This window comes from Mesorhizobium sp. LSJC280B00 (assembly GCF_000502835.1).
Lineage (GTDB): Bacteria > Pseudomonadota > Alphaproteobacteria > Rhizobiales > Rhizobiaceae > Mesorhizobium.
This window is the reverse complement of record NZ_AYVL01000003.1, coordinates 241,670-257,838: the sequence shown is the minus strand read 5'-3', so window position 1 is coordinate 257,838 and position 16,169 is coordinate 241,670. Positions and strand designations below refer to the sequence as shown.

At 62.1% G+C, this 16,169-nt stretch carries 15 protein-coding genes; 13 read left to right on the top strand and 2 right to left on the bottom strand.

What is annotated here, in order from left to right:
- Window positions 1–9 precede the first annotated feature (9 nt).
- The 7 genes from X773_RS45950 (at window position 10) to X773_RS45920 (ending at window position 5,849) form a co-directional block, all read left to right on the top strand.
- Window positions 10–1,386 carry a pyruvate dehydrogenase complex dihydrolipoamide acetyltransferase gene (locus X773_RS45950; protein ID WP_023675085.1) on the top strand — a complete coding sequence of 459 codons (1,377 nt, stop codon included), beginning with the start codon at window positions 10–12 and terminating at the stop codon, window positions 1,384–1,386.
- Window positions 1,387–1,404: 18 nt separating this feature from the next.
- Complete coding sequence (locus X773_RS45945) at window positions 1,405–1,824, top strand: hypothetical protein (protein ID WP_023675084.1); 420 nt, start codon at window positions 1,405–1,407, stop codon at window positions 1,822–1,824.
- Window positions 1,821–2,459, top strand: coding sequence for an SGNH/GDSL hydrolase family protein (locus X773_RS45940; RefSeq protein ID WP_023675083.1), 639 nt, complete (start codon window positions 1,821–1,823; stop codon window positions 2,457–2,459). The genes X773_RS45945 and X773_RS45940 overlap by 4 nt, the downstream gene beginning before the upstream one ends.
- An 11-nt stretch (window positions 2,460–2,470) precedes the next feature.
- A complete protein-coding gene (gene lpdA / locus X773_RS45935; RefSeq protein WP_023675082.1) occupies window positions 2,471–3,916 on the top strand; it encodes a dihydrolipoyl dehydrogenase in 1,446 nt (481 codons plus the stop codon).
- A 98-nt stretch (window positions 3,917–4,014) separates the two neighbouring features.
- Window positions 4,015–4,272: a GlsB/YeaQ/YmgE family stress response membrane protein gene (locus X773_RS45930; RefSeq protein ID WP_023675081.1), complete on the top strand. Its 258-nt coding sequence runs from the start codon at window positions 4,015–4,017 to the stop codon at window positions 4,270–4,272.
- A gap of 137 nt (window positions 4,273–4,409) precedes the next feature.
- Window positions 4,410–5,375, top strand: coding sequence for a lipoyl synthase (gene lipA / locus X773_RS45925; protein WP_023675080.1), 966 nt, complete (start codon window positions 4,410–4,412; stop codon window positions 5,373–5,375).
- A gap of 12 nt (window positions 5,376–5,387) precedes the next feature.
- On the top strand, window positions 5,388–5,849 hold the full coding sequence (locus X773_RS45920) for a type II toxin-antitoxin system RatA family toxin (protein ID WP_023675079.1): 462 nt from the start codon (window positions 5,388–5,390) through the stop codon (window positions 5,847–5,849).
- On the opposite strand, the gene X773_RS45915 is transcribed toward X773_RS45920, so the two are convergent.
- Both X773_RS45915 and X773_RS45910 read right to left on the bottom strand, forming a co-directional pair.
- A complete protein-coding gene (locus X773_RS45915; RefSeq protein WP_023675078.1) occupies window positions 5,825–6,334 on the bottom strand; it encodes a CinA family protein in 510 nt (169 codons plus the stop codon). The genes X773_RS45920 and X773_RS45915 overlap by 25 nt on opposite strands.
- Window positions 6,331–7,551, bottom strand: a complete 1,221-nt coding sequence (locus X773_RS45910; RefSeq protein WP_023675077.1) for a bifunctional 2-C-methyl-D-erythritol 4-phosphate cytidylyltransferase/2-C-methyl-D-erythritol 2,4-cyclodiphosphate synthase — start codon at window positions 7,549–7,551, stop codon at window positions 6,331–6,333. The genes X773_RS45915 and X773_RS45910 overlap by 4 nt, the downstream gene beginning before the upstream one ends.
- A gap of 181 nt (window positions 7,552–7,732) precedes the next feature.
- Here X773_RS45910 and dusB point away from each other — a divergent pair, with 181 nt between their 5' ends.
- The 6 genes from dusB to X773_RS45880 all read left to right on the top strand — a co-directional run bounded on the left by dusB (window position 7,733) and on the right by X773_RS45880 (window position 16,071).
- Entirely contained in the window at window positions 7,733–8,758 is a 1,026-nt protein-coding gene (gene dusB, locus X773_RS45905; RefSeq protein WP_023675076.1) for a tRNA dihydrouridine synthase DusB, read from the top strand.
- Window positions 8,755–9,897, top strand: coding sequence for a nitrogen regulation protein NR(II) (locus X773_RS45900; RefSeq protein WP_023675075.1), 1,143 nt, complete (start codon window positions 8,755–8,757; stop codon window positions 9,895–9,897). Before dusB ends, X773_RS45900 begins: the two co-directional genes overlap by 4 nt.
- Window positions 9,894–11,354 (top strand): nitrogen regulation protein NR(I), encoded by a 1,461-nt coding sequence (gene ntrC / locus X773_RS45895; RefSeq protein ID WP_023675074.1) that lies wholly within the window; start codon window positions 9,894–9,896, stop codon window positions 11,352–11,354. Before X773_RS45900 ends, ntrC begins: the two co-directional genes overlap by 4 nt.
- A gap of 128 nt (window positions 11,355–11,482) precedes the next feature.
- On the top strand, window positions 11,483–13,768 hold the full coding sequence (locus X773_RS45890; protein WP_023675073.1) for a PAS domain-containing sensor histidine kinase: 2,286 nt from the start codon (window positions 11,483–11,485) through the stop codon (window positions 13,766–13,768).
- A complete protein-coding gene (locus tag X773_RS45885; protein WP_023675072.1) occupies window positions 13,758–15,119 on the top strand; it encodes a sigma-54 dependent transcriptional regulator in 1,362 nt (453 codons plus the stop codon). The genes X773_RS45890 and X773_RS45885 overlap by 11 nt, the downstream gene beginning before the upstream one ends.
- A gap of 88 nt (window positions 15,120–15,207) precedes the next feature.
- Window positions 15,208–16,071 carry a D-amino-acid transaminase gene (locus tag X773_RS45880; RefSeq protein WP_023675071.1) on the top strand — a complete coding sequence of 288 codons (864 nt, stop codon included), beginning with the start codon at window positions 15,208–15,210 and terminating at the stop codon, window positions 16,069–16,071.
- The last annotated feature ends 98 nt before the right edge of the window (window positions 16,072–16,169 follow it).

Genomic DNA, 16,169 nt, shown 5'->3' with positions numbered 1-16,169 from the left:
GAGGACAAAATGCCGATCAACATCACCATGCCGGCGCTGTCGCCCACAATGGAAGAGGGCAATCTTTCCAAGTGGCTGGTCAAGGAAGGCGATAAAGTTTCGCCCGGCGACGTGATTGCCGAGATCGAGACCGACAAGGCGACGATGGAAGTCGAAGCCGTCGACGAGGGCACGGTCGCCAAGCTGGTGGTTCCGGCCGGCACAGAAGGCGTCAAGGTCAATGCGCTGATCGCGGTGCTGGCTGCCGAGGGCGAGGATGCTGCTTCTGCCGCCAAAAGCGGTGATGGCGCTGCGCCGGCCAAGGCTGAGGCTCCGAAAGCGGAAGCCCCCAAAGCTGAAACATCAAAGCCCGAAGCGTCGAAGCAGGAGCCTGCCGCACCTGCGCCTAAGGCGGAAGCGGTGCCGGTCGCCAACGGCCACGCAAGCGGTGAGCGCATCTTCGCCTCGCCGCTGGCCCGGCGCATTGCCAGGGAAGCCGGCGTCGATGTCGCGGCGCTGACAGGCTCCGGCCCCCGCGGCCGCGTAGTAAAGGCCGATGTCGATGCCGCAATTTCCAGTGGCGGCGCCAAGGCGGCACCAGCAGCAAAAGCGGCGCCCGCCGGCGCTCCGGCACCTGCGGCCGCAGCACCCAAGGCGATGTCGGACGAGCAGGTGCTCAAACTGTTTGCCGAAGGCTCCTACGAGCTGATCCCGCACGACAATATGCGCAAGACCATTGCGAGGCGGCTGGTCGAAGCCAAGACCACCATCCCGCATTTCTATCTGACGCTCGACTGCGAGCTCGACGCACTTCTGGCCCTGCGCACGCAGATCAATGCGGCCGCGCCGGTGAAGAAGACCGAGAAGGGCGAAACGCCGGCCTACAAGCTGTCGGTCAACGACATGGTCATCAAGGCTCTTGCCATGGCGCTGATGGCGGTTCCGGATGCCAATGCGTCGTGGACAGAAAACGCCATGATCAAACACAAGCACGCCGATGTCGGCGTTGCCGTATCGATCCCCGGCGGCCTGATCACCCCGATCATCCGGCGTGCTGACGAAAAGACGATGTCCGTCATCTCCAACGAGATGAAGGATCTTGCCGGCCGCGCCCGCAGCCGCAAGCTGAAGCCGGAAGAATATCAGGGCGGCACCACGGCGGTGTCCAATCTCGGCATGTTCGGCATCAAGGATTTTTCTGCCGTCATCAACCCGCCGCATGCGACGATCCTTGCGGTCGGCGCCGGCGAGCAACGCGCAGTGGTCAAGAACGGCGAGATCAAGATCGCCACAATCATGTCGGTGACGCTGTCGACCGATCACCGCGCCGTCGACGGTGCGCTCGGCGCCGAGCTGCTCGTCGCCTTCAAGCGTATGATCGAAAATCCAATGGGCATGCTGGTTTAAGAGAAGGGAAACAGGGCGGTGCGGAAATTCTTCACCAGCCTTTTTGCCTTCTTTCTTTCCGGTTTGGCCGGCGGATTGGTGGTGCAGTGGCTCGCCGTCGCCACCAAGGCCGACGTGGAGTACATCCTTGTATTCATGATCTCGGCTCTCGTCACCATCTTCGCGACGCTCGCATTCTTCATCGCACAATTCATGTCGGACCCACGACGGGCAACAAAACTGACCGCGACCATAGGGGTAGCATCTTTTGTGCTCGTTGGAGTTTCCCTGATCGGCTGGACTTTCTCCCAGCCGCCGGGCAAGCGCGAGTGGTCGGGCGATCTTCCTATCGTCGCCGGTCTCGTCCTGCCAGGCATCGCTACGGTGCTGGTCCAGTGGCTTTTCGTGCGCTGGCGATTGGCGCGCTCGCAACCAGGTTTCGGCGGGGCAGGCACATGAAGACGGTCCTCTGCTACGGCGATTCGCTTACCTGGGGCTATGACGCGGCAAACCTCGGCCGGCATCCGCTGGAAGATCGCTGGCCGAGCGTGCTGCAGGCGGCATTGGGCAGCGGCGTCGAGGTCATCGCCGAAGGCCTGAATGGCCGAACCACCGCCTTTGACGATCACTTGGCCGGAGCGGACCGCAATGGCGCAAGGCTGTTGCCAACAATCCTGACGACGCATGCGCCGATCGACTTGATCGTCATCATGCTCGGCGCCAACGATATGAAGCCGTGGATTCACGGTAATCCGGTCGCGGCCAAACAAGGTATGCAACGCCTGATCGATATCGTGCGCGGTCATGATTACCCGTTCGATTGGCCGGCGCCGCAGATCCTGATCGTCGCGCCGCCCGTAGTCAGCCGCACGGAAAACGCCGAGTTCAAGGAAATGTTCGCCGGCGGCGATGACGCGTCAAAGCGGCTGGCGCCGCAATATTCCGCCCTTGCCGACGAGGCCGGCTGCGGCTTCTTCGATGCCGGCACGGTGGCCAAAACCACGCCGCTCGACGGCGTCCACCTGGACGCGGAAAACACGCGGAACGTCGGGCAAGCGCTGGCGCCGCTCGTGCGCCTCATGTTGGAATTGTGAAGGAGAAAGCCGTGGCTGAGAACTACGACGTCATCATCATCGGCTCCGGCCCCGGCGGCTATGTCACTGCAGTGCGTTCGGCCCAGCTTGGCTTCAAGACGGCGATCGTCGAGCGCGAGCACTTGGGCGGCATCTGCCTCAACTGGGGCTGCATTCCGACCAAAGCGCTGCTGCGCTCCGCCGAGATCATGCACTATTCGGATCATCTGAAGGACTACGGCCTGAAGATCGATGGCAAGGTCGGCGTCGACACAGCCGCCGTCGTCGATCGCTCGCGAAAGGTCTCGCTGCGGCTCAACGGCGGCGTCGGCTTCCTGATGAAGAAGAACAAGGTCGACGTCATCTGGGGCGAAGCCAAGCTGACCAAACCTGGCGAGATCGTCGTGTCGAAATCGTCGAAGAAGCCGATGGAGCCGCAGCCGCCGGCGCCCAAGGGCGTCAAGGGCGAGGGCACCTATAGCGCCAAGCACATCATCCTGGCGACCGGCGCCAGGCCGCGCGCGCTGCCCGGCATCGAGCCTGACGGCAAGTTGATCTGGACCTATTTCGAGGCGATGGTGCCGAAAGAGATGCCGAAATCGCTGCTGGTGATGGGCTCGGGCGCCATCGGCATCGAGTTCGCCTCGTTCTACCGCACCATGGGCGCCGAGGTGACGGTGGTCGAACTGCTGCCGGCTGTGATGCCGGTCGAGGACGCCGAGGTCTCGAAATTCGCGCAGAAGCAGTTCGAGAAGCAGGGCATGAAGATCATCTTAGAAGCCAAGGTGACCAAGGTCGAGAAGGGCACTAACTCGGTCACCGCGCATGTCGAGATGAAGGACGGCAAGGTCGAGAAGATCACCGCCGACCGCATGATCTCGGCCGTCGGCGTACAGGGCAACATCGAGAATCTCGGCCTCGAGGCGCTCGGCGTGAAGACCGAACGCGGCTGCGTCGTCGTCGACGGCTACGGCAAGACCAACGTGCCCGGCATCTATGCCATCGGCGATGTCGCCGGACCGCCGATGCTCGCCCACAAGGCCGAGCATGAGGGCGTGGTGTGCGTGGAAAAGATCGCCAATTTCCCCGGCGTGCATGCCATTGACAAGCTGAAGATCCCGGGCTGCACCTATTGCAATCCGCAAGTCGCCTCGGTCGGACTGACGGAAGCCAAAGCGAACGCCGATGGCAAGGACATCCGCGTCGGCCGCTTCCAGTTCGCCGCAAACGGCAAGGCGATTGCGCTCGGCGAGGACCAAGGCTTCGTCAAGACCATTTTCGACAAGAAGACCGGCCAGTTGCTGGGTGCCCACATGGTCGGCGCAGAAGTAACCGAACTGATCCAGGGCTTCGTCGTGGCGATGAATCTGGAGACCACCGAGGAAGAGCTGATGCACACGATCTTCCCGCACCCGACGCTGTCGGAGATGATGAAGGAGAGTGTACTCGACGCCTATGGCCGCGCACTGAATGCATGATAAATTAGTTGGGCGAGTCTCACACGGAAGACACAAAGGAACTCGACGGCAGAGCAATTCGTTTCGCAGGCATCATCCATCATACAAGGAGAGGGCATATGGAAATGAACGGCGTGGGCTGGGTTGCAGCCATCATCATCGGCGGCCTGGCGGGATGGCTCGCCGAGATGGTCATGAAGAGCAATACCGGCATCCTCATGAACATCGTTCTCGGCATTGTCGGCGCAATCGTGTTGAATGCCATCTTGCAGGCCCTGAACATCGGCATCTTCGGCGTCGGCTGGATCGCCTATCTGATCACCGGCTTCATCGGTGCCTGCATTCTGATTGCGGTCGGACGACTGGTACGCCGCTAACCTCTGTCGGCACTTGCTATGCGAAAAAGGCCACCGCGGCATGCGTGATCGCGGCCTTTTTCTTTTCGCCGAAAAGTCCTAGATGACGTGGGTAGAGCGAGCGCTGGACAAGCGCTTGCCAATGAGCCGGGTTTCACATGGTCACCGTCCTCGACACGATTGCCAATGCGCCGCGCCTGCGGCATCCCGAAAAGGCGCACAAGCCGGATCAGGACGTACTGCGCAAGCCTGACTGGATCCGCGTCAAGGCGCCGATGTCGAAAGGCTATGCCGAGACGCGCGAAATCGTGAAGTCTCACAAACTGGTGACGGTTTGCGAAGAGGCGGGCTGCCCCAATATCGGCGAGTGCTGGGAGAAGAAGCACGCCACCTTCATGATCATGGGCGACATCTGCACGCGGGCCTGCGCCTTTTGCAATGTCGCCACCGGCATCCCGACCGCACTCGATCCCGACGAGCCGGCGCGTGTCGCGCATGCGGTCAAGCAAATGGGCTTGAGCCATGTCGTCATCACCTCCGTCGATCGCGACGATCTCGCCGATGGCGGGGCCCAGCATTTTGCCGATGTCATCCGTGCGATCAGGGCAGCAACCCCGTCGACGACAATCGAAATCCTGACGCCCGATTTCCTGCGCAAGGACGGTGCACTGGAGATCGTCGTGGCGGCCAAGCCGGACGTTTTCAACCATAATCTCGAGACCGTTCCGTCGAACTATCTGACTGTTCGGCCGGGTGCGCGCTATTTCCACTCGATCAGGCTCTTGCAGCGGGTCAAGGAACTCGATCCCTCGATCTTCACCAAGTCCGGTATCATGGTCGGCCTTGGCGAGGAGCGGAACGAAATCCTGCAGCTGATGGACGATTTGCGTTCGGCCAATGTCGACTTCATGACCATCGGCCAATATCTGCAGCCGTCGAAGAAGCACCATCCGGTGATCCGCTTCGTCACGCCGGAGGAATTCAAGTCCTTTGAGACGATCGGCAGGACCAAGGGCTTCCTGCTGGTAGCGTCGAGCCCGCTGACGCGCTCGTCGCACCATGCCGGGGACGACTTTGCTAGGTTGCGCGCGGCGCGCGAAGCGTTTCTCAGGAAGTCCGCCTAACACACTGGTTTCATGCCACAATTCGAAGCCCATAGCCGCGTTGCGCATACGCCGGAACAGATGTTCGCTCTGGTTGCCGATATCGAATCCTATCCGCAATTCCTGCCGCTTTGCGAGGCACTTACGGTTCGTTCGCGCAAGGAACGCAACGGACGCACCCTGCTCATCGCGGACATGAGCATCGGCTACAAGGCGATCCGCGAGACTTTCACCACGCAGGTGCTGCTGAAGCCTGACGAGAACGCCATCGACGTCAAATATATCGACGGCCCGTTCAAATATCTCAGCAATGTCTGGCGCTTCGACCCGGCGGACGGCGGCGGTTGCAACGTCTGCTTCTTTATCGACTACGAGTTCAAGAGCCGCATTCTGGGTGCGCTCATGGGAACCATGTTCGACCGCGCCTTCCGCATGTTCTCCGAGGCGTTCGAGAAACGTGCCGAAATCATCTACGGCGCGCCATCGGCAGCCTGATCCGCGGCGAGCGCGCGTAAACCCAGTTCAAGCGCACGTCGGACCGTCTCCCGGCGGATGAAATCACGGCCCTTGTCGGCGAACAGCTGGCATTCGCTGACTACCGGCCGGCCAGCCACGGCAACGCCGAACCAGACCAGGCCGACAGGTTTTTCCGCAGAGCCGCCGTCCGGACCGGCGATGCCAGTCACCGCTAGGGCGAGCCCGGCCGGCGAATGCGCCAAGGCTCCGGCCGCCATCTCCACCGCAGTCTCGCGCGAGACCGCGCCGTGCGCCTCGAGTGTAGCGGCCGAGACGCCGAGCATCTCGGTCTTGGCCTGGTTGGAATAGGTGATGAAGCCGCGATCGACCACCGCGGAAGAGCCGGCGATGTCGGTCAGCGCGGCGATGATCATGCCGCCGGTGCAGCTCTCCGCCGTCGCCAGCATCATGCCGCGCTGCTGGCAGGCCTGAAGCAGGGCATCTGCGAGATCGCTATTGCTCACTCGGGGACATCCCCTGGAAACACAACGCTGGCGGTCGCGATGGCCGCTATGCCTTCCTCACGGCCGATGAAACCGAGCTTCTCATTGGTTGTCGCCTTGATCGAGATGCGATCGAGCGAAATTCGCAGCATTGCCGAAAGCGCTTCGGTCATGGCCTCGCGATGTGGGCCGACGCGCGGCGCCTCGCAGATCAGGGTGATGTCGGCGTTGGCAATGCGCCCGCCGCCCTCGCGCACCAGCTTCACCGCGTGTTCGACGAAGATGCGTGAAGCGGCCCCTTTCCACTGCGGGTCGGAGGGCGGGAAATGCGTGCCGATGTCACCGGCGCCGCAGGTGGCCAGCAGCGCGTCGGTCAAGGCGTGGAGACCGACATCGGCATCCGAATGGCCGGACAATTTCTTGCCGTGCGGAATAGCTACACCGCACAGGGTGACATGGTCGCCGGGCTCGAAGGCATGGACGTCATAGCCATTGCCGGTTCGGATGTCCGGAAAACGTGCCCCCCCGGAAAGCCGCTGATCCGCCATCGCAATATCCCTTGCCCAGGTCAGTTTGACATTGTCCGGCGAGCCGGGAACGATCTTCACCGGAATATGCGCCCATTCGGCGATTGCCGCATCGTCCGTGAAATCCGCTTTGCCCAGATGATGAGCCTTTTCGTGCGCAGCCAGGATCGGCCAGAACGGAAAGCCTTGCGGTGTCTGTGCGGCATGAAGCCCGGCCCTGGACACGGTTTCGCCGATCATGCCTTCGGCCGTTTCGCGCTTGAGCGTATCGGCAACGGGCAAGGCAGGCAGTGCTCCCTGGCGCTCGCCAATGGCGGCGATCGTGCGGTCTATCAGTTCCGCGTCGACAAACGGCCGAGCCGCATCATGGATCAGCACCCGGCCCGGCGCATGGCTTCTTAACGCCAGCAGTCCAAGCCGGACGGACTCCTGCCGTGACGTACCGCCGGTCACTGCGACGACACGGTCGGCGTTCGCACCCGCCGCACGGCGAAAAAGCGCGCCGTCGTCGGCATGGATAGCAACGACGACAGGTCCAATCTTCGGATGCATCAGAAAGGCGCCGAGCGTGCGTGCGATAACGGCGCCGCCGCCAATTTGCTGGTACTGCTTCGGCCCCTTGGCCTGTCCGGCGCGCGCGCCGCGGCCGGCGGCAACGATGACCACCGCGACCTTGTCGTCCGCAGCTTGCTTTTCGCTCACATCTCTCATGCCGAGACGCTTAGCGCATGATCCCGAAAAGTGGTATCGCTTTTGGAAGACCCAGGATTGATGCGGTGCGGCGATCCGTATTTTTCCCAAATGCGCCTTAATATCACGACATTGCGCGTTGCACATTGCCGTCGTTCTGGCTAGAGAATGTGCAGCAACCGAAGGTGCTTGGTTTTTGTGCATGCCTGATGTGACCAAATTGGCTTCGCCGCTGGATGTGGGTGGCGTGAGAATCCACAACCGCGTGTTTCTCGCGCCGATGTCGGGCATCACCGACGAACCGTTCCGGCAGCGCGCCCATGCGCATGGCGCCGGGCTGGTTGTTTCGGAAATGGTGGCGAGCGGGGAGCTTGCAAAGGGCAGGGCTGGCTCGGGCCTGCGCATCCGTCATTCCGGGCTGCCTGTCCACATGGTCCAGCTTGCCGGCCGTGAGGCGGTGCACATGGCCGAGGGCGCGCGAATCGCAGCCGGCGAAGGCGCCGACATCATCGACATCAATATGGGCTGTCCGGCCAAGAAGGTGACGGGCGGCTATGCCGGTTCGGCACTGATGCGAGACCTCGACCACGCGCTGTCGCTGATCGAAGCGGTACTCGGCGCGGTCGACGTGCCGGTCACGGTCAAGATGCGGCTCGGCTGGGACGAAGGCGCGCTCAACGCGCCGATGCTGGCGCGACGCGCTGAGCAGGCCGGGGTGATGATGGTGACGGTGCACGGCCGCACGCGTTGCCAGTTCTATCAGGGCACGGCCGACTGGCGTGCCATTGCACGCGTCAAGCAGGCCGTCTCGATCCCTGTGGTTGCCAATGGCGATGTCGGCTCGCCGGCAGAGGCTGCGTCGATCCTTGACCAGTCCGGCGCCGACGCGGTGATGATCGGCCGTGCGCACTATGGCGCGCCGTGGACCGCCGGCAGCATTGTAGCGGCCGCGCTGGCCGAGCCAGTATCCGGCATGCCGGAAAGCCCGCAAACGCTGTCCGACTACGTCATTGCCCATTACGAAGACATGCTGACGCTCTATGGCGTGGAAAGCGGATTGCGCCAGGCGCGCAAGCATCTCGGCTGGTATCTCGACCGCCACGCCGCCACAAGCGACGACCGGCGCAAGGCCATACTCACGTCTTTCGAGCCTGGGCGCGTCATTTCCTTGCTGCGCGACGTATTTTCAAGCGCTCCCGAAGCGGCGAACCTGCGGAGTGCGGCATGAACGCCACCGTCACACAGAGCACGGATATGGCGGACGCCGCGCATATTGTGCTCAACACCATTCGCCGGCCGGTGATCATGGTCGATCCGCAAGGCTTCATCACCTTCGCCAATGCCGACGCCGAGGATTTTTTCCGTTCGAGCGCCACGATGCTCGCGCGCAATACGCTGCACAAGCTCATTCCTTTCGGCAGTCCGCTGCTGACGCTTGTCGACCAGGTGCGCGAGCGCCGGGCGCCAGTCAACGAATACCGGGTGGACGTGTCGTCGCCGCGGCTCGGCATCGAGAAGGTGGTCGATCTCTACGTCGCGCCTGTGACGGAATTTCCAGGCTCCGTCGTGGTAATGTTCCAGGAACGCTCAATGGCCGATAAGATCGACCGGCAGATGACGCATCGCGGTGCGGCGCGCTCGGTCACCGGCCTTGCCGCGATGCTTGCCCATGAGATCAAGAACCCGCTGTCCGGCATTCGTGGAGCCGCGCAGCTGCTTGAGCTGTCGGCGTCCGACGAGGATCGCGCACTGACCAGGCTGATCACCGACGAGACCGACCGCATTGTCTCGCTGGTCGACCGCATGGAGGTGTTTTCCGACGAGCGGCCGATCGACCGCTACCCTGTCAACATCCATGTCGTGCTCGACCATGTCAAAGCAATCGCCAAGAACGGTTTTGCCAAGAGGATCAAGATATTAGAGGATTATGATCCATCATTGCCTCCGGTCTTTGCCAATCGCGACCAGCTCATCCAAGTGTTCCTCAATCTGGTAAAAAATGCCGCCGAGGCGATCGGCAGCGATCCGCAGGGCGAGATCATGCTGTCGACCGCCTTCCGCCCGGGCATCCGTGTTTCCGTGCCCGGAACGCAGGACCGCGTGTCGCTGCCATTGGAATTCTGCGTGCGTGACAACGGTTCGGGTGTCTCCGAAGATATCCTGCCGATCCTGTTCGATCCTTTCATCACCACCAAGCCGAACGGCTCCGGTCTCGGTCTGGCGCTGGTCGCAAAGATCGTCGGCGAGCATGGCGGCATCATTGAATGCGAATCGACGCCGCGCGGCACCACTTTCCGCATCCTGATGCCGGCGTGGAAAGAAACCCAGTTTGGCACCGACGACGACGGTGAAGGAGACCGCAAATGACCGTTCGCGGCAATATTCTCGTCGCCGACGACGATGCGGCCATCCGCACAGTCCTCAACCAGGCGCTTTCGCGCGTCGGTCACGACGTGCGCGTCACCTCCAATGCCTCGACGCTGTGGCGCTGGGTGGCGGCGGGCGAGGGCGATCTGGTCATCACCGACGTTGTCATGCCCGACGAGAACGCCTTCGACATGCTGCCGCGCATCAAGAAGGCGCGACCGGAACTGCCGGTCATCGTCATGAGTGCGCAGAACACGTTCATGACCGCGATCCGGGCCTCCGAAACCGGAGCCTATGAATATCTGCCGAAACCGTTCGACCTGACGGAGTTGCTCAACATCGTCAACCGCGCGCTTTCCGAACCGCGGCGGCCCAAGATCGATACGCGTGCCGACGAGCCGCCTGAAACGATGCCGCTGGTCGGCCGCTCGGCAGCCATGCAGGACATCTACCGCATGCTGGCGCGCATGATGCAGACCGACCTGACGGTGATGATCTCGGGCGAATCGGGTACCGGCAAGGAACTGGTGGCGCGCGCGCTGCATGAATATGGCCGTCGTCGTGGTGGCCCCTTCGTCGCCATCAACATGGCGGCGATCCCACGCGACCTGATCGAATCGGAACTATTCGGGCACGAGAAGGGCGCCTTTACCGGCGCACAGAACCGCTCCACTGGCCGTTTCGAGCAGGCCGAAGGCGGCACGCTCTTCCTCGACGAGATCGGCGACATGCCGATGGAAGCGCAGACGCGGCTGCTGCGTGTGCTGCAGCAGGGCGAATACACCACGGTCGGCGGCCGCACGCCGATCAAGACCGACGTGCGCATCGTCGCTGCCACCAACAAGGACCTGCGCACGCTGATCAATCAGGGGCTTTTCCGCGAGGACCTGTTCTACCGCTTGAACGTTGTGCCGCTCAGGCTGCCGGCGCTGCGCGAGCGGTCGGAGGACATTCCGGACCTCGTCCGCCACTTCTTCAAGCTCGGCGCCAGTGAAGGCTTGCAGACCAAGCGCATTTCCACCGGCGGCATCGAGCTGATGAAGCGCTACCCATGGCCCGGCAACGTGCGCGAACTTGAAAACCTCATCCGCAGGCTGGCCGCACTGTATTCGCAGGACGAGATTTCCGCCGAGATCATCGAGGCGGAGTTGAAGACCGGCGAAAGGCCTGTCGTTCCAGGTGGCGGCAACCTCATTCCCGATGACCTTTCCATCGGCCAGGCGGTGGAGCATTTCCTGCAACGCTATTTTGCCTCGTTTGCCGGCGACTTGCCCCCGGCCGGGCTCTATCAGCGAATCCTCTCCGAGGTCGAATACCCGCTGGTCCTCGCCTCGATGACCGCGACGCGCGGTAACCAGATCAAGGCTGCGGAATTGCTGGGGCTCAACCGCAACACGCTGCGCAAAAAGATTCGCGAACTCGGCGTCAACGTCTACAAATCGTCCAGGCAGGTCTAGACGAATCCCTTTACGAGCGCTTTCCAGGGGATCGATTGCCGAAAGATTTCCGTCTCGGCCACACTTGTTGCATAATCGCCACAATGCGTTGCATACATCCGACGCAATTACTGGCTCTAGACGGCGACATGGCCCTGCACGCACCGACACTGAGCAAATCGCTTTTCAGCAATACGGGCGCGCGAGACGGTCGCCGGCTGCTCGCGCTGCCGGGCGTGATCGCCGTTGCCGGTGCGCTGGTGACGGCGGCGATCTCCTTCGCCATTCTGGTCGGCGCGACGCCGATCACGCCCGACGCGAGGACGACGCTGGCGCTGATTGCGCTTAATGCGGCGTTCGTCCTGTTTCTGATCTTGCTGGTCGGCCGCGAGGTGCATCGCATTCTGATGGCACGACGGCATGGCAAGGCTGCGTCGCGCCTGCATGTGCGCATAGTGGCGATGTTTGCGCTAGTCGCCGCCATCCCCGCGATCATGGTGGCGATCATCGCGTCGATCACGCTCGACATCGGCCTCGACCGCTGGTTCGAGATCCGCACCAAGACGATCGTCAATTCGTCGTTGTCGATCGCCGACGCCTATGTTCAGGAAAACGCGCGAAATCTTCAGGGCACGACGTTGTCGATGGCCTACGACCTCGACGCTTCCCGCACGCTCTACGGCCTCGATCGTACCGGTTTTCTCGACCTCATGAACAAGGAGGCGGTGGGACGCTCGCTGGCGCACGCAGCACTCATCAAGCCCGATGGTTCCTTCGTCATGAGCGCCAAGACCGACGCGGACTTTGCCATGCCGGAGCCGCCTGAGGGCGCCGTGGCAAGCGCTGCCGACGGCAAGCCGGTGCTGATAGAACCGCGCACCCGCAACATCATGGGTGCCATCGTCAAGCTGCGCGAGATCGACGGCCTCTATCTCTACACCATCCGCCTCGTCGATCCCGAGGTGATCAAGGCGCGGCAGATCGTCAAATCCAACACCGCCGAATATCGCGGTCTCGAAGACAATCGCCGCACCTCGCAAGTGGCTTTCGCGCTTCCCTATCTGTCGCTGACGCTGATCATCATCCTGTCCGCCATCTGGACCGGCATTGCGGTGGCCGACCGCCTGGTGCGGCCGATTCGTCAGCTCATCGGCGCGGCCGATGAGGTCGCTACCGGCAATCTCGACGTAGCCGTGCCTGTCCGCCCCTCCGACGGTGACGTCGCCTCGCTCGGCGACACCTTCAACAAGATGCTGATGGAGCTGAAATCGCAGCGCAACGAGATCCTGTCGGCCAAGGATTTGATCGACGAGCGGCGGCGCTTTTCGGAGGCGGTGCTTGCCGGCGTCACCGCCGGGGTCATCGGGGTCGATCCATATGGCATCGTCACCATCGTCAACCGTTCGGCCGAAACGATGCTGGCCATATCCGCCACGGCAGCGCTTGGGCAGAACCTTTCCGCCGTGCTGCCGCATGTCGGCCGCGTCTTCGAGATCGGCCGCAAATCGGGCAAGCCGGTCTATCGCGAACAGGTCACCTTCTATCGTGCCGGCACCGAACGGACCTTCAACGTGCAGATCACGATTGAAGCCGGCGACGACGGTTCGGAGGATAAATCCTACGTCGTGACAGTCGACGACATTACCGATCTGGTCCAGGCACAGCGTTCCTCTGCATGGGCCGACGTGGCGCGGCGCATCGCCCACGAGATCAAGAACCCGTTGACGCCGATCCAGCTTTCGGCCGAGCGCATCAAGCGCCGTTATGGCAAGGTCATCACCGAGGACCGTGAGGTTTTCGATCAATGCACCGACACCATCATCCGGCAAGTGGAGGACATCGGCCGCATGGTCGACGAGTTCTCGGCGTTCGCCCGCATGCCGAAACCGGAAATGAAGGCCATCGATCTGCGCGATTCGTTGCGCGAGGCCTCGTTCCTGGTCGAAGTGAGCCGCGCCGACATCACCTTCGAGCGCGTCTTCGGCAATGAGCCACTCAAAGGCACGTTCGACAGCCGGCTGATGGCGCAGGCGTTCGGCAACGTCATCAAGAATGCTGCCGAAGCCATCGACGGACTTGATGCAGAGGATCGTCCGCACGGCATAATCCGGATTCAAGCCGGGCGTCAGAATGGCGCGATTCGAATCGACGTCATCGACAACGGCAGGGGCTTGCCGCGCGAAAACCGGCAGCGCTTGCTCGAGCCTTACATGACGACACGCGAGAAAGGCACCGGGCTTGGCCTCGCTATCGTCAAGAAGATCGTGGAGGACCATGGCGGGCGACTCGAATTGCACGATGCACCAGCGGACTTCCACGATGGGCGGGGTGCAATGATCAGCATCATCCTGCCGGTTGCCGCCACCGTTCCGATACGCGGCGAGGGCAAGACGGAACACGAAAAAGAAACTGAAAAGGTCGGAAATGGCGTCTGATATTCTCATCGTCGATGACGAGGAAGACATCCGCGAACTCGTCGCCGGTATCCTGAGCGACGAAGGTCACGAAACACGCACGGCGTTTGATGCCGACAGCGCGCTGGCGGCGGTCGCCGACCGGGCACCCAGGCTGGTCTTCCTCGACATCTGGCTGCAGGGCTCGCGGCTCGATGGCCTGGCCTTGCTGGACGAGATCAAGACGATGCACCCGAACCTGCCGGTGGTGATGATCTCGGGCCATGGCAATATCGAAACGGCAGTCTCGGCCATTCGCCGCGGCGCCTATGATTTCATCGAAAAGCCATTCAAGGCCGACAGGCTGATCCTCATTGCCGAACGGGCGCTCGAAACCTCCAAATTGAGACGCGAGGTTTCGGATCTCAAGCTGCGCAGCGGCGAGACTTTCGACCTCATCGGCATGTCATCGGCAATGAGCCAATTGCGCCAGACCATCGAGCGCGTCGCGCCGACCAACAGCCGCGTCATGATTATCGGCCCCTCCGGCTCGGGCAAGGAACTGGCGGCGCGCGCCATCCACGCACTGTCGGCGCGCAAGAGTGCACCGTTTGTGACGCTGAGCGCCGCCAACATCACCCCAGAGCGTATGGAGATCGAGCTGTTCGGCACCGAATCGAACGGCGTCGAACGCAAGGTCGGCGCGCTGGAGGAAGCCCATCGCGGCATTCTCTACATCGATGAAGTGGCCGACATGCCGCGCGAGACGCAAAACAAGATCCTGCGCGTGTTGGTCGAACAGCAGTTCGAGCGGGTAGGGGGCACCAAGCGGGTCAAGGTCGACGTGCGCATCGTCTCGTCGACCTCGCAGAACCTGGAAGCCATGATCGCCGACGGCCGTTTCCGTGAGGACCTTTATCATCGCCTGGCCGTGGTTCCGGTCATGGTGCCGGGACTGGCCGAGCGTCGCGAGGACATTCCTTATCTGGTCGACAATTTCATGAAGCAGATCGCTCGCCAGGCCGGCATAAAGCCGCGCCGCATCGGCGACGACGCGCTGGCGGTGCTGCAGGCGCATAACTGGCCGGGCAACGTTCGCCAGTTGCGCAACAATGTCGAGCGGCTGATGATCCTGGCGCGCGGCGACGATGTCGATGCGCCGATCACCGCCGATCTCCTGCCTGCCGAGATCGGCGACGTCATGCCGCGCACTCCAAACAAATCCGATCAGCACATAATGGCGCTGCCGCTGCGGGAAGCGCGCGAACAATTCGAGAAGGACTATCTGATCGCCCAGATCAACCGTTTTGGCGGCAATATCTCGAAGACGGCGGAGTTTATCGGCATGGAACGCTCTGCATTGCACCGCAAGCTGAAGTCGCTGGGCGTCTGACAGCCAAACCAGTCGTGGCCCACCCAATTATCGGTTACGGCGGTCTTGGAATCGCATAAGAAAGCTGGACTTCTTTCAGGGATTAGCCATGCCGCGCATTGCGTATGTGAACGGGCGCTACGTCGCTCACGCCGAAGCTTCCGTGCATATCGAGGACCGTGGCTATCAATTCGCCGACGGCGTCTACGAGGTCTGCGAGGTGGCACGAGGCTTCATCGTCGACATGCCGCGCCATCTCGCCCGATTGAACCGCTCACTTGCCGAACTCTCGATCGATTGGCCGATCACGCGCGGCGTGCTGCCGCTCGTCATGCGCGAGGTGGTGCGCCGCAACCATGTCGTCGACGGCCTGGTCTATGTCCAGGTGACACGCGGCGTCGCCAGCCGCGAGTTTTTCTTCCCGCCGGCGGACACGAAGCCGTCGCTGGTGGTGACTGCCAAAAAAGCCGATCCTGCAGCTGCCGCGAAGCGGGCCGAGAGCGGGATCCGGGTTATCACGGTGCCGGAGAACCGGTGGGATCGGGTCGATATCAAGTCGGTCGGCCTGCTGCCGAACGTGCTGGCCAAGCAGAAAGCCAAGGAAGCCGGCGCTCAGGAGGCCTGGTTCGTCGATGTCGACGGCACCGTCAAGGAAGGTGGATCGTCGAACGCCTGGATCATCACCGGGGATGGCGTGCTGGTGACGCGGCCGGCCGAGCACGGCATCCTGCGCGGCATCACCCGTACGACGCTGTTCGACGTGGCCGCCAAGCTCGGCCTGAAGATCGAGGAGCGCGGTTTTTCGGTGGCCGAAGCCAAGGCCGCGCGCGAGGTTTTCATCAGCTCCGCGACCACGATTGCCATGCCGGTGGTGGCGATCGATGGCGCTCCCGTCGCCAACGGCCACCCGGGCTCGATAACAGTTTCATTACGGCAGGCCTTTTTTGACGTTGCGGAAAAAAGTCCAGCCTGATAACCGCACAGATGGAATGAACATCAATATATCTCGTTCTGCTTGTCGTTACTGACGGCAAGATGGTGTTTGCGTGCTTGACATGTGCCGGCTAATTT